Here is a 14,866-nt window from a genome sequence, read left to right as displayed (position 1 = left end):
CAAGGAGAGTGTATGCCTCGCAAATCGAAAGCCCAGCCGGTGGACCTGCCGGCGATTCCGGTCGAACTGCTTGAGCAGTTTGGCAACGGTCCGATGACCGCCGAAGCCATCAATGCCGCGACGCTGGCGCTCAAGAAGGCGCTGATCGAGCGAGCGCTGAGCGGCGAGATGAGTCATCATCTCGGCTACCCTGCCGGTGCGGCCAAGCCGGCCAACGCCACAAATCAGCGCAACGGCCGAGGTGCCAAGACTGTCCTGACCGAAGACAGCCCGATTCGCATCGAGGTGCCTCGCGACCGCGACGGCAGCTTCGAACCCATCCTGATACCCAAGCACGAACGGCGCTTCACCGGCTTCGACGACAAGATCGTTGCCATGTATGCCCGGGGCATGACCGTGCGCGAGATTCAGGGCTTCCTGCTGGAGCAATACGGCACGGAGGTCTCGCCCGACTTCATCAGTTCCGTGACCGACGAGGTCATGGCCGAAGTGACTGCCTGGCAGGGCCGACCGCTTGAGCCGATGTATCCGGTCGTGTTCTTCGACGCCCTTCGGGTCAAGATTCGCGAAGACGCCGTCGTGCGCAACAAGGCGGTGTACCTGGCGCTGGGCGTGCTGCCCGACGGCACCCGTGACATTCTGGGCCTCTGGATCGAGAACACCGAGGGGGCCAAGTTCTGGATGAAGGTGTTCAATGACCTGAAGACGCGCGGCGTTCACGACATCCTGATCGCTGTCACTGACGGTCTCAAGGGTATGCCCGAGGCCTTGGCGGTGGTGTTTCCGGCGACCACACTGCAAACTTGTATCGTCCATCTGATCCGCAACAGCCTCGATTACGCCAGTTGGAAAGACCGCCGAGGGTTGGCCGCCGCGATCAAACCGATCTACGCCGCGCCCAGCGCGGAAGCGGCCCAGGCCGAACTCGATGCGTTTGCCGATGGTCCGTGGGGTCAGAAATTCCCAACCGTCAGTAGCGCGTGGCGCAACGCCTGGGATCGCGTGATCCCGTTCTTTGCCTTTCCGCCGGGCGTGCGCAAGATCATCTACACGACGGATGAAATACACAAGCCCCCACGCCGTACTTCGCTCGTTCGCTATGTCCGCGCTTCCGGCCATCGTATCGGCGCGCTGTCTGGTTTGGGGCGCGACTGCTTCCACCGGTTAAACAGTCTTTGATAGGTTCGCTCAGACTGCTCAGCCACGGCTCGCTCTTGCTGACGGACACTCTTCAGACTGTAGGCGGCAGCCGAACCTTTGCGCGAGCCATGCTGCGCCGGCATTCCCGCCTGCAGTTCCAGCGCACGTAACTTGTGTGCGGTCAACGCGGGACGATCCCACGCGAACGGCTCGTCGCGTGTCAGCACATACCATACGATTACTGCGAGTTTGCGAGCGGTCGCGACGACAGCAATTTGCTGGCCGCGGCGATCGCGCACGCGCAGGAAGAAGGCGCGCAGCGGCCCAGGCGCCTGCGTGGCGCCCCAGGCAGCCTCGACCAGCATTGCCCGTGCGTAAGAGCGCCCGCACTTGGTGATGTGGCCGTGCCTGGCCGGTGTCGGGCCGGACTGATAGACCGACGGATTGAGCCCGAAGTAGCTCACCAGCTTCTCAGGATTCGGAAACCGCTCGATGTCGCCAATGGCAGATAGCAGCCCGATCGCCACCGTGGTGTTGACGCCGGTGATCGTCAGCATCACGCGCAATCGCGCGTCGTCGATGGTCGCTTGCGCGAGTGCTTGCTCCACCTCGCGCAGATCCTCGCCGAGGCGGTCCAGTTCGCGCAGCCGCTGCTCAACACCGAGTCGCTCGTCCAACGGAAGCGGTTGAACGCCGAGCCAGGCACGCCCCTTCTTGCCAAACAGATCGGTGGCGGGGCATCGCTCGATCAGATGCGCGGTCAGAACCGCATGAATCTCGTTCTTCAGCCGCGTGCGCTGCCGCACTAGCTGAGAACGACGCGAGATCTGTCGACGCAACGCCAGCGTGCGCTCGTCCGGCATCCATACTTCCGGCAGAAAGCCGCTTGCATACAGCTGCGCCAGCACGGCTGCATCGATCTTGTCCGTCTTGACGCGAGCCTCCGCGATCAGCCGAACTTGCAGCGGATTGGCAATCGCCACGCGCGCGACGTGCCGACGAAGCACGTTGACGATGGCGGCAGTGTTGCCGGTTGCTTCGAGCACCACATGATCGGTGGCGCGCAGCTTCTCGGCAAAACGCTCCAGTTCGTCGCGTCGCAACCCGGTGCGACCACCTGCATGCAGCGTGCCATCCTCCAGGTACGCGATCTCGGCCACAGAGCGCGAGACATCAAACCCCACGATTCGCATAACCGTCTCCCGTATCAGATCATTGCTGGGAGCCGGTGGGACAGCACGACAACTACGGATTCGCGCTCACAGCGCAACCGGGCGGGTCGCAGGGGCGGCCAACTACAAACACGAGCTCGCGGCTCATCGTGTAACAACGGCCTGCCCACCCGAAGTGCTCCCCAGTGCCCCTGTCCCGGATGGTCACACCATACGCTCAATCCACTCGGCGCGGGAACGCGAGGCACCGGCTATATCATGCCGGTTACGAACGCGATTGAAAATATCAACTCGCAGTTGCGCAAGATCATCAAGACCCGTGGTCACTTCCCGACCGACGAAGCCGCCACCAAGCTCATCTGGCTGGCCTTGCGCAACATCACCGCGAATTGGGAAGTGCCGCGCATGACTGGAAGACGGCCATGAACCAATTCGCTATCCTTTATGCAGATCGGTTCGTTCGACCTTCCGTGTAATTGTTCCACCCGCCTTGAACACGGAAATTCTGACACCCCCACTTATGCCGATTCTCCGTGACACCCGAGGGACATGATGATCGAACATCGTGGCGAGGCACGATGAGCCGCCTATTCGGCGCTATCGCCTCGTTCCGAGTTCTTCACTAGCCCGTGACAAAATCCGGTCGCTTTACGTTCGGCATGTCATCGTATGCCTTCAGGATCGTTTGCAACGGTGTCAGCGATGGGGTGGGATCGCGGTCGACGATGAACCGGACGAAACCGAACAACGTTCACCGACGCAATCAAGCACAAACCCGGCACGTGGCCGGGTTCGTTTCACTACTGTTTCGGTAGAAACACTAGCATACCAAGCATGAACGCGATTCGAACAGGCACGAACCAAGTTATTTGATAACCGGAGGAAACCGTTTCAACGGTGAGAAATCAACCTTCCAAATATCAAGTTCATATAGCTCGCCGTGATCATCCAAGTTAACTGCGACCATGACCGGTACGCCATCGATATCGACAAATTCTTTTTCGACCAATTTCTTCCCTAGACGACGCGGCCTGTCGTCTGGTCGATAGAAGAGCAGACCACCCATCCCTCCGTCCTCCATCTCTTCAACGATTGCATCCCCCAGGGAAGCAAGAAGATCGTTTGCTTTGGGCTCGCCAGCAATCAACGCAACCAACAACCCTCGCTCATCCTGTTTCAATCTTCTTAACATACCCATGGTCACCTCGGAGGCGTAATGCGCCCAACGTTAATCGTCCCGTCGGGGAGCTTGAAGGCAGCGTAGTTGAAGGTTGTTCCGTTCACAACGACGGTGCCATTGTATAGCCCCTGGGGTAACGACGGTCCAATGCTGTTAAGGTTGCCGGTTACCGCATTTTGCACTGCTGTCGCATCATAGCCACCACTGATAACGTGGCGGAACGTGTGATAACTCTGGTTGTCATTAGCTCCAAACTGAATGCCGGGAGTATTTTTTGCTCCGCCAAACGCCATCGGATTCGGGCTAAGGACGCTGACGCCGTCCCCTTCATCGACGATCGAACTTTCGCCGAGTTGGGCTTTCTCCTTACTCTGTTGCTTATGTAGTTCATCTTGCTCGCGCTGGGCCTCACTCTTGTTTTGGCCCCAGTGGTCCGCGCTATTGTTCAGCGCCTCGTTGTGCGCAGCCGTCGCACCCGCCATTGCATTCTGACCAGCAAGGCCGGCAAGACCACCACCTGCAAACGTCGCAGCTGCTGCGAGCAACGCCACTTGTCCTTGATCGAGCGGTGCGTGCGCCGGGTCGATCGCACCGAGCACCAGCGGCGACAGCACGGCACTGGTCGCCCCGCCAATCGCCCCGCCTGCACACCCCGTTCCTTTGGCCGCCGACAATGCACATCCCAATCCGGCATGGGCCAATACGTACCCAGGACTCCCGACTGCGAGCATTGACGTGTTGTCGGAAGCGACACCGATCGCACCTGCGCCGACCATACCGAGATCGCTGATCATACTGTTCGCAAGCGCACTGCCGAAGCTGCCTCCGGATACGGCCGTATTGATTGCGGCCGACACGACGCCCCGCTCAACAATCTTCTCCAACACCTGGCCGAGTTGCCCCATCGAGACCGCTCCACCGGTTCCGATTGTTCGACCGAGATCCTGCAAACCCTGAAGATTGGCAAGACCCGTCCCGGCCATGACACCGGCAGTCAATGCACCAAGCGCGCCCGCCTGCAGGATCTTTCCGAAATTCAGCCCGTTCCCTGAGAATGCTTGGCTGGTAATGCTTCCAACCATGCCGCCAAGTGCGCCGATCATTACCGAACCGACCGACAGCTCCGTCATCACAACGCCCGCGGCGGCAGCGGCGGCACCCGCCGTCACGATCGACGCTGCAATCGCGATGGCCGCGATGGCAAACGTCGGCAGCCCGCCGCCCTCCTGCACGAAGTCCGAATGCAGGTGATCACTGACTGACGTCTGCGTAAAGTTCACGCCGAGTTGCTGCTGCAGGTTTGCGAGTGCCTGCTGCGTACCAGCCTGATCGACCGTGCCGTCTGCATTCAACTTCTGCAGCGCCCCACCAATCTGATCGAGGGTCTGCACGTTCAGGTCCATGTTCGCCGCACTCATGAACCCACCGGGCTGCACCACCGTCCCGGTCGTCTTCAGATAGCCGCCATCAACCTTCTGCCAGATCTCGCCGACGTTGACCTGATTCGCCTGGTTCGTCAGCGTGTGCGTGTCGACGCTCAGCGTCCCCGACGCGGTGATGCTCCCCGTATTGAGGATGCTGCCGTTACCGTCCTGATTAAACTTGAGCGTGACATCCTGACCGGAGATGTTGCCGCCCGCCGACAGCGCCTGCGTGTCCTGCGGCAGATACACCTGCGGCATCAGCGCGGCAATCGTCGGGCACGACGCCGCTCCCGTCGCATGACACGTCGGGTCCGGCACCGTCTGCTCGACGTACCACAGCATCGGCTTGTCGAGCGTGTTGATCTGCTCCTGCGTCAGCGCGGCGCCCAGTTGCAGGTCGTGCGCCTTCGAGTAATCGATTGCGTTCTGGTACAGGTACATCTTTTCCTGCGCCGTCACCGACAGGTTTTTCTCGTTGTCGTACGTCAGCCCGTCGACGAAGCTCGACTTGCCGGTCTGCTTCAGCGCCGCCTGCTGCAACAGCAGGTCCTCTTCCTGCGGGTTGTAATAGAACAGCGTCGACGACGGCTGCAACGCCGACGGCAGATTGTTCAGCAAGTCCTGCGGCCCGAGCGAGCCGAGCACGGAACCGCCGAGCGACGCGTCGACGTACGACGCCGCGCCCGCGACCGGTGTCGGCAGCTTGCCGGTACCGACGGCACGAGGCACCGACAGGTTCAGCCCCGGCAAGTCCACCGGGCTCAGCGAAATGACCTGCGACGGCGCATTGACACGCGGCGTGTAGGTGTTCGCGGTCGTGATCCCGTTGATGAGCTTCTGGCCCGTCAACGACACATACGTGCCGATCACGTTGCCCACGTTCTGGATCTGCCCGCTCGACGAGATCGACAAGTTCGGCGCCTGGATCGTCGCGGCGATGTTGCCGACCGGCGTCGGCGGATCGATGGTGCCGCCCGTGCTCGTGTATGCGCTCCCGTACAACGCCTTGCATTGCTCCGGCGTGCCGCACGCCCAGATGTCGTGACGCTTGTCGCTGCTGAACATGCCGGTTTCTTGCACCCAATGCGAGTGCCAGTAGGCGTTCAGCACCTGCGCCTCGTTCACGACGGGGCCTGCGACGGCGATCGTCGCGTTGTTGCCGGCCGCGATCAGGCTGCCGATGTTCGTCAGGCTGCCCGCGTTGATCTGCAGGTTGTTGCCCGCGCTGATCACCGACGAGCTGCCCGACTGCTGGTCGACATAGCCCTCGCAGTAGCTTTCCTTGTAGCCGCCGGCTGTCATGCAGCCCGAGTATTGCTCGTGCTTGCCGTAGTTCTCGTGTACCGGCACGGGCGGCGGCAGATTGTTGGTGATCGCGCCCGATACGTTGAGCTTGATGTCGTTGCCCGCGACGATGTTGCCGGACGTGTTGTTCAGGCTCTGTGCGGGCGTGGTCGAGCTCGCGGTCGTGCCGACACCGCCGATGACGATGTCGTGGCCCGCGAGCAGGTTGCCGTACGTATTGTTGATCTGGCCGGCTGCGATCACGAGATCGTGGCCCGCATAGATCGTCGCGTCGTTCTGGCTGTAACCGAACGTCGTCGTGGTCGGGTTGTTGCCGCGCGGTTGGCCTGCGTTGCCGCAAGCGGAGTTCGGCACGCCGGATGCGCAGCCGACCTGGCTCGCGTAGTTCTGCTGGTTGCCACCCTGATTGGTCAGCGAGCCGGACGTGATGGCGACGTTGTTGCCGGCATACAGCAGCCCCTCGTTGGTCAGATCGCCGCCGCCGACCGTCAGGTTGCTGCCCGCCGCGATCATGCCGGTCGGCGTCGTGAAGGTCACCGTGCCGGTAGTGGCAGGCGCAGCCGCGCCCTTGTCGATCTGGAACGCGGTCGGCAGATAAGACGGACCCACCTGGCAATAGTTGCCCCCGTCGCAATTGAACGCGCCGGTCGGGTTGCCCGTGCCCTGGACCCCGATCGTTCCGAGCGCCGCCAGCTGCGCCAGAAAATTCGCGTACTGGGCCTGATCGACATAGGTGGAGCTGTTGACCGTCATGGTCGGCGCAACCGCGCCGTTGCTCAGCGACTGGACGTTGAGCGCGATGTTGCCTTGCGCCGCGATCTGCCCGCCTTTATTCGACAAGGTGCCGGCTGTCAGCGAGATTGAGCCGCCGGCGGAAATCACACCCGATGTTCCGGCTTGCTGGTTCGTCGCCGTCTGATAGACCGTCGGCAATGTGAACGTCGCCGATTTGAGTGCGCCGGCCTCGGGCCCCGTTCCGACGAACCAGTAGTTCGAATACTGCGAAACGCCGTGGTCGTTGATCCCGGTCAGGACGCTGTACTGATTGAACGTCACCGTGCCGGATGTCGCGACCGGGTTGGACGCCGACAACAACCCGCTGTTCGTGGTCGAGCCAGTCGGCGCCAGCAGGCCACCCAGCGTCGCGGGCGACGTCTCGTAAGCTGCGGATACCGTGTGCTCATGGCCAGAGGTCTTTTCGTAGCCGGCCGTCACCCAGCCCACCGCCCCTGACATCAGCAGCGCCGGATCGCTGACCTGCGTGGTCGTCGTGACGGCCCCCTGCGGAGCAGTCTGATCGTTGATCACCTGCGCGGCGGAGATGCCAATGTTCCGGCCGGCGAATATCGAGCCACCCGTATTGAGCAGCGAACCGCCGAGATTGAAATTCGCATCCCCCTTCGACTGCGTCGTCGCACCCTGGTTGTCGTAATTCCCCCCGTTCACGGTCAGCACACTGCCGGCCTCAACCGTCCCGCGGTTCGTCGTATCGCCGTTCAGCGTCAACGCGTTATCCGCATGCACCACGGCCCCGGCCGCATTATTCAGCGTGCCGTTGAACGTCACATCCGATCCGGTAACCTGCCCGTGATTCTCGAAACTGCCGCCGGCAGTCAGCGTCAACGGCGACGTCCCGGTGATCGTGCCGTCGTTCGCGATCCCGTTCAGCCCCGTCAGCGAAACGCTCTGCCCGCCGTAATTCCACGTGCCGCCGACATTCACGTACCCGGCCGTGATCGACAGGTTGCCGCCCTGGCTGATCGTCCCCTGCGACGGATCGAACGCCATGTTGACCGCGCTGATCCCCATGTCCCGTTGCGCAAGCAACTGTCCGCCCGCGTTGTAGAACGCGCCATTGCCGCCATTGATCGTCAGCGACACGTCGCCGGTCGCACCGGTCGCGGCCTTCGGGTTGCCGGCAAAAACGATCCCGTTCTGGTTGTTCAGCGTACCGGTATTGACGTTCAGCGCGTTCACCGCCATCAGCGAACCACCAACGTTCGTCAGCGCGCCCCCGACGGTGACGTTGGTCGTCGTCCCGTTCACCAGCCCGGCGTTCGCGAAGCTCGACGCATTGACCGTCGTCGTGCCGATCGATGCGAGCGACGCACCGGCCGCATTCGTCAGGTTCGGCGCCGAGACGCTGAGCGATCCGGCCAGCACGTTCGCGGCGTTGTACAGCCCGTTCTGCGAAGCCAGCGTCGCGTTGCCGACGACGTTCACCGCCTTGCCGCCCGCCAGCGTGAGCTGGTTCGACGCCTGCGCGGTGAGCGCGCCGCCGACCGTCGCATTGCCGAGCGTCACGTTCGAGCCGTTCACCTGCAGGTTCTGCGATGCGACGAGCGATGCATTGCCGGCATCGACTGTTCCCTGCGCGGAAACGGTCACGTTCTTCGATCCGACGGCCGAACCGCTCAGCGTGACGTTGCCGCCCGACACACCCAGTTGCCCGGCCACGATGCTGTTGCCGGTCAACGCGACGGTTTGCCCCGCATGCAGCGTCGCGTCGCCGTTCGCCGACACGCCCGCGACCGACACGTTGCCGCCGATACCGTTGACGTCGACGGTCCCCATCGAACCCACGCCGCCCGCGAGCGACACGTTGTTCGCGGCCTGAACCGCGACATTGCCGCCCGACTGCAACAAGCCGCCGAACGACACGCTGCCGGCTGTCGACTTCGCCGACACGTCGCCGACCGCGGTGGTCGCACCGAGCGACATGTCGCCGCCGGACACCGCCGTCAGCTTGCCGGCACCCTGAATCGCGCCGAGCGTGATGCTGTTTCCGGCATTGACGGCGATGTCCTTGCCGTACGTCAGTGCCGCGCCGCCGCCGAGCGCACCGCCCGCGTTGATACTGGCGGCCCCGAGACCGAACAGCGCGCCGCCGAGCGTCATCGCACCACCCGACGTCAACGTCGTATCGCCGTTCACGAGCCCGCCGGAAAGCAGCGCGAGTCCGCCGCCAGCATTGGCCCGCAAACTCCCGGTCGACACGACCGCGCCGCCGACGCCGAGATTGCCCGCCGTCGCAGTCAGCGTCGCGTCGCCGGTCGCATTGATCGCGCCCGCGACACCGAGGCTGCGTCCGGCCGTCACGTTCAGCGCACCGCCGCTGGACGCCGCACCGATACCCGCATCGCGCGCGGCCGCGATCGTCGTCGCGTTGCCCGACGTCACCACGCCGTTCACCATCACGTCGCCGACGCCGTTGTGGCCCTGCGCCCGCAATCCGATCGCGCCGCCCGCCTGCACCGAGCCGGCCGACAAATCGTTGCCGGCGGTCATCGCGAGATCGCCGTTGGTCGCGACGTTGCCTGTCACCGCGATATTGCCGCCCGCGGTGACGCTCGCCTGGTGCGCGAACGCGATCGCGTCGGCCGTCACCGAGCCACCCGCCGTCAACGTGCCGTTTTGCTGTGCGCCGACGCCTGCGAGCGTCATGTCGCGGCCCGCGTTCAGCGAAGCATTGCCGCCCGCGACACTCTGCCCCGTCACGGCGATGTCCTGTGCGGCGCCGACGTTCAGGTTGCCCTGCGTCGTCAGGCTCGTCGCACTTGCGTTGCCGCCCGAAGCGGTTACGGCGAGATCGCCCGCCGAATTGACCGCCGACAGCGCGACACTGCGCGCCGCATTGATCGTCGTCGTGCCGCCGGTATTGATTGCGCCCGCAACGGAAACGTCTCGTGCGGCTTGCAGTTGCATCGCGCCGAATGCGGTGGCCGCTCCGCCGAGCGTCACATCGCCGCCGCCGGCACCGCCCTTCGCCGTGACGTCGAGATTGCCGTTGACGGCCTGAACCGTGCCGAGCCCCGCATTGTTGCCGCCCGTCACGTTGACGGCCGCAGCTTGCAGCGCACCCGTCAGCGCGACGTCGTGCGCGGCATCGAGCGTCGCCGCCTGAGCGAATGCCGCGGAGCCCGCACCGTTGATGTCGCGGCCCGCGCTCAGCGTGCCGTCGCGTTGACCCGCCAGTGTCCCCGTCAACGCGATATCGCGGCCGGCCTGCACGTTCGTCGACTTCGCCACCGCAATCTGGCCGCCGAGTTGCGTATCGAGCCCGGACAGGCTGCTGAACGCACCCGCGGTCGTGGTCGCCCCCGTGAGCATGACGCTACCGTTCGTGGCGGTTGCCTTCAGATCGCCGTTCGACTCCACGCCGCCGTTGACCGTCACGTTACGTTGCGCGGTCAATGCGAGCGCATCGCCGCTGCCGAGTGTGCCGCCGATCGACACATCCCGCGCCCCCGTCACGTTCGCCGCCCCCTGTGCGGACGCCGCACCCGTGATGCCCGCATCGCCTTCGCCGGCGTTGCCGTTCGCCGTCAGCGTCAACGTGGTCGACGACGACGCATCGTGCAACGTCGCGTTGTTCCCGCCCGTCACCGCGATCGCGGCCGCCTGCATGCCGCCGGTCAGCGCGACGTCATGCTGCGCCGCATAGTTCGCGGTCGCGGCAAACGCCTGCTTGCCGCCGCCGTTGATGTCGTGTGCGGCCGTGACCGTGCCGTTCGCCTGTCCGACCATCGTGCCGTTCAGCGTGGCATCGCGGCCGGCCGTCAGCGTCGCGTCGCCGATCGCGCTGGTGCTCGCGCCGAGCGACAGGTCGAGGCCGGTCGCGATAGCGAGCTTGCCGCCGCTGTTGATGCCGCCGGTCGCGTTGAGGCTGCCTTGCCGCGCAGCCAGCGCCGTGTCGCCGACCGACTCGATCGCGCCGCTCACGGCGATGTCCCGCTGCGCGGTCACGCCGACCGTCGAACCGCTCGCAACCTTGCCGCCGATCGCAACGTCGTTCTGCGCGAACGCCGTGATCGCGCCCGCGGCGGCGACCGAACCGTCGATGCGCAGATCGCCCGCACCCGTTGCGGTGTTCGTACCGTTCGCGCGCAGCGCGATCGTGCCGGTCGACTCGACGTTGTTCACGGCCGCATTGCCGGCCGCCGTCACGCTGACCGACTGTCCCTGGATCAGCCCTCGCTGCGCGACGTCGCGCCCGGCTTCGAGCGTCGCCTGCTGACCGAACGTCAACGTGCCTGCGCCGACGATGTCGCGCGCCGCATTGACGATGCCTTGTCCCTGCCCGGCCAGCGACCCGCTCACGTTGACGTCGCGTCCGGCCGCGAGCGTCGTGTCGTGCGACACGGTCGTGTTGCCGCCAAGATTGATGTCGCTGCCTGCCTGCGCGTCGAACGCACCATTGCTCGCGATCGCACCGGTCGATCCGATACTGCCGGTCGCCCGCAGCGACGTGTTGCCGGCCGACTGCAACGAACCGCTGATGCCGATATCGCGCGCGGCGGCCAGCACTACGTCCGCGCCGCCCGTCACCGCACCGGTCACGCTCAGGTCGTTCGCCGCGCCGAGCGCGAGCGTCGACGCAGCCTGCACGTCGTGCAGCGTGGCCGATCCGCCGGCCGTCGTCCGCACGCTGCCGCCGCGCAGCGAGCCGGTGAGATTCGTATCGCCGCCGGAACCGAGGTTCGCCGCAAGCCCGAACGCAACGGCGGCCGCACCGTCGATCGCGCCGCCGGCGTTCAGCGTGCCGTTGCCCTGCGCGACGACGGAGCCGTTCATCGTCAGATCGCGTCCCGCGTTCACGGTCAGGTCACCGAGCGACGACGTCGAGTGCGTGCCCAGATCCACGGACTGCGCGGCGTTCACCGACAGGTTGCCGCCCGACTGAATATTGCCGGTGCTCGTCAGCGAGCCGGCCGCATTCGTCAGCGCGACGTCGCCGTTCGACTGGACCGTCCCGCCGATCGACGTATTGCGGCCGCCGCCGACGATCAGGCTGCTTGCCGTGCGCAGCGTGCCGTTGACGATCACGTCGCGCGCCGCGTCGATCGTCCCGTTCGTCAGCGAGTTCACGTTGCCGCCGATCGAAACGTCGCCCGTGCGCGTCGCAAGCCGAAGCCCCGCGTTGGCCTGCACGTCGTTCAGCGCGATCGAACCGGCTGCCGTCATCGACACGGCGCGCCCCTGGAACGCACCCGTCACGCCGATATCGCGCCCCGCGCTCAACGTCGTGTCCTGCGCGAAGCCGCTGGTGCCGCCGGCGACGATGTCGCGCGCGGCCGTGAGCGTCGCGACGCCCTGCCCGGCCAACGCACCGCCGATCACGAGATCCCGGCCAGCCGTGGCGGTCACGTCGCCCGTTACGGTCGTCGCGCCGGTCAGCGCGACATCCTGCGCACCTTGCACCGTCAGCGCACCCGCGCCGTTCAACGTGCCGGCCGACGCGACGCTGCCGCTGGCCGCCGTCATCGCCAGATCGCCGACGGCCTGCACGGTGCCGCTGCCGCCGACGATCACGTTGCGCTGCGCGGCAAGCGCGACCTGCGCGCCACCGGCCAGCGTGCCGTTCACGACGACGTCGCGTGACGCGCGCACGTCGGCGGCGCCGAGTGCCGCCGCGTTGCCGTTGAATACGACGTCGCCGCCGCCGGCGTTACCGTTTGCCGTCACACCGAATGCGCCGCCCGCCTGGACCGTCGCGAGATTCGCGCTGTTGCCGGCGTCGACCTGCAGACCATTGGCGAGCAGCTTGCCGGTCAGCGCGACGTCATGCGCGGCATTCAACGCGCCGTTCTGGCCGAACGCGATCGAACCGCTTCCCGTGATGTCGTTGCGTGCGCTCAGTACCCCGTTGCGCTGGACGATCACGACACCGGACGTATCGACGTTGCGCCCCGCGTCCACACGCGCGTCGGTCCCGACCATCAGCGAGCCGCCGACCGACGCGTCGCGCGCGATATCGGCGGCGAACGTCGTTCCGCTCGCAAGCGACCCGCTCACGCTCAGGTCGCGCCCCGCCTGCACGCTGACCGCGTTCTGCGCGGTCGCCTGCGACGCGACGACGGTGTCCTGTCCGGACGTCAGCGCGAGATCGCCGCCGCTCTTCACCGTCGCGTGCGTGACGACGTTGCCCTGCGTCGCCGTCAACGCCAGCGCGCCGGAGGTCTGCAGCGCCGCGTTGACCGTCGCATCGCGTTGCGCGGTCGCGCGCAGCGTGTCGCTGTTGGTCTGCCCGTTCACGTTGACGTCGCGGGCCGCCTGCACGGTCGTCGCGCCGGTCACGACCGACGTACCGTTCAGGTTCACGTCGCCCGTGCCGTCGGCGCCGCGCGCGGTAACCGACAACGCACCGCCGCCCTGTACGTCGCCGAGCGTGACGTTCGTGCCGCCCGCGACCGTCATGTCGCCGTGCGCCTGTGCATTCGCGACGTTCACGTTACCGCCTGCCGCCACGGCGAGCTTACCGCCGGACTGGATCGAGCCGGTCGACGTCACGTCGCCATTCGCGTCGATCGCGTAACCGCCGACCCCGATGTGCGTACCGGTCATCGACACGTTGCCGGCGCTATGAACCGTCGCCTGCTGCTGCGCGGCCGAGCCCGCGACCGATACGTCGCCGTTCGCCGACAGCAGCAAGTCGCCTGCGTTCGCGGCAAGCTGCGCGTCGGATCGCACCCCCATCCCCGCGGCGGTGCTGACCACCTGGATCTGGCCGGCCGTCATCGCGCCGAACGCGGTCGCGTCGATCGCGAGCGAACGATTCGCGCCGCCGTTCGCGGCATTGATCGCCGCGGCGGAGTTGTCCGAGCCGTTCGACGCGGTGCCGTACGTGGTGCCGTAGGTATCGACGGCGGCCGGCGTCACGAACTGACGCCCGGCGATCACGTTGATGCGTGTGCCGGCATAGAGCGGCGCGTTGATGCCGATCGTCTCGCCGATCAGGTCGATCGTGCCGACGGTCCCCTCGATCCCCGCGCCGGGCCCGTTGACGCCGGCATTGCCTTCGATCTGCAGGTGACCGCCGGTCACGTTGTAGCCGAGCGCCTTCGCGTTCGCGAAGTCGGTCGCGCTACCGCCCACGCCACTGAGGAACTGCGGCGCGCCGGTCGACAACGTCACGCCGATCGTGTTGGTGAAGCCGGTGCCGCGTGTCGTGATCCCGTTCGGATTCGCGATCACGACGGCCGCGGGTGCGCCGAATACTTCGAGCGGACCGTTCAGCAAGCTCGCGTAGGCATTGCCGGTCGACGTGACCTGGTTGACGATCACGCTCGCCGTACGGCCGTTCAGGTTCGGGTTGGCCTGCACGTTGCCGCCCGTCAGCGACGTGCCCGACATCAGGCTGTTGTTCAGAATCAGCCCGACCGGATCGATGTTGAATTGCTGATACTGGTTCAGCGAAATACCGGCCGCGTTCGGCGCGGTGATATTGACGACCGGCACGCCGCCGCCTGCGCCGGTCGACTGCGTGATGGCAGGCTGAAACGAGATCGGCGCCGTGGGATCGACGATGGGCGCGGCAGCCGCGAGCTGCATCGAGAATCGGACGCGCAGCGACGCGAGATCGAGCAGCCGCTGCCATGCGTCGTCGTCGATTCGACGATTGCCCGCGCCGAGCACGCCGGCTGCATCGCGGCCCTGCTCGACGGTGACCGTGATCGGTCCGATGAACATCGCCAGCGCGAGAAGCGCGCTCGTCGCACGCTGCCACCAGCGATACGATCCCGCGACCTGCTCGACCGCGAAGAACCGCGGCGCACTTGCCGCCGACCGCGCACGTGCACCGATTCGCGCCGCACCGGCGGCGGCAAGCTGCTGCAAGGTCTTACGCTTGGACGTGTTCATCTTCT

The 14,866-nt window shown here is 65.5% G+C and carries 3 protein-coding genes and 2 pseudogenes; 2 read left to right on the top strand and 3 right to left on the bottom strand.

All coding sequences use genetic code 11. From position 1 onward, the window contains the following. Positions 1–12 precede the first annotated feature (12 nt). Positions 13–1,065: pseudogene (locus tag J8I35_RS05105) on the top strand (IS256 family transposase); the annotation flags it as partial. 32 nt (positions 1,066–1,097) lie between these two features. On the opposite strand, the gene J8I35_RS05100 reads toward J8I35_RS05105, so the two are convergent. Continuing rightward, positions 1,098–2,333, bottom strand: coding sequence for an IS110 family transposase (locus tag J8I35_RS05100; RefSeq protein WP_209924680.1), 1,236 nt, complete (start codon positions 2,331–2,333; stop codon positions 1,098–1,100). A gap of 246 nt (positions 2,334–2,579) precedes the next feature. Between J8I35_RS05100 and J8I35_RS05095 the strand changes: the two are divergent. Further along, positions 2,580–2,788, top strand: a pseudogene (locus J8I35_RS05095) (transposase); the annotation flags it as partial. A gap of 389 nt (positions 2,789–3,177) precedes the next feature. Here J8I35_RS05095 and J8I35_RS05090 read toward each other — a convergent pair. Together J8I35_RS05090 and J8I35_RS05085 are read right to left on the bottom strand one after the other, a co-directional pair. Next, positions 3,178–3,510 (bottom strand): hypothetical protein, encoded by a 333-nt coding sequence (locus tag J8I35_RS05090; protein ID WP_209924679.1) that lies wholly within the window; start codon positions 3,508–3,510, stop codon positions 3,178–3,180. 2 nt (positions 3,511–3,512) lie between these two features. Beyond that, positions 3,513–14,861 carry a filamentous hemagglutinin N-terminal domain-containing protein gene (locus J8I35_RS05085; protein WP_245170126.1) on the bottom strand — a complete coding sequence of 3,783 codons (11,349 nt, stop codon included), beginning with the start codon at positions 14,859–14,861 and terminating at the stop codon, positions 3,513–3,515. Positions 14,862–14,866 lie beyond the last annotated feature (5 nt).

Source organism: Burkholderia sp. CpTa8-5 (assembly GCF_017815045.1).
GTDB classification, from domain to species: Bacteria; Pseudomonadota; Gammaproteobacteria; order Burkholderiales; family Burkholderiaceae; genus Burkholderia; species Burkholderia sola.
This window is presented reverse-complemented; position numbering and strand designations above follow the sequence as displayed.

Excerpts from the sequence above, each read along its gene's own strand:
- J8I35_RS05085 (WP_245170126.1), bottom strand. The coding sequence starts at position 14,861 with ATGAACACGTCCAAGCGTAAGACCTTGCAGCAGCTTGCCGCCGCCGGT.
- J8I35_RS05090 (WP_209924679.1), bottom strand. The coding sequence starts at position 3,510 with ATGGGTATGTTAAGAAGATTGAAACAGGATGAGCGAGGGTTGTTGGTT.
- J8I35_RS05100 (WP_209924680.1), bottom strand. The coding sequence starts at position 2,333 with ATGCGAATCGTGGGGTTTGATGTCTCGCGCTCTGTGGCCGAGATCGCG.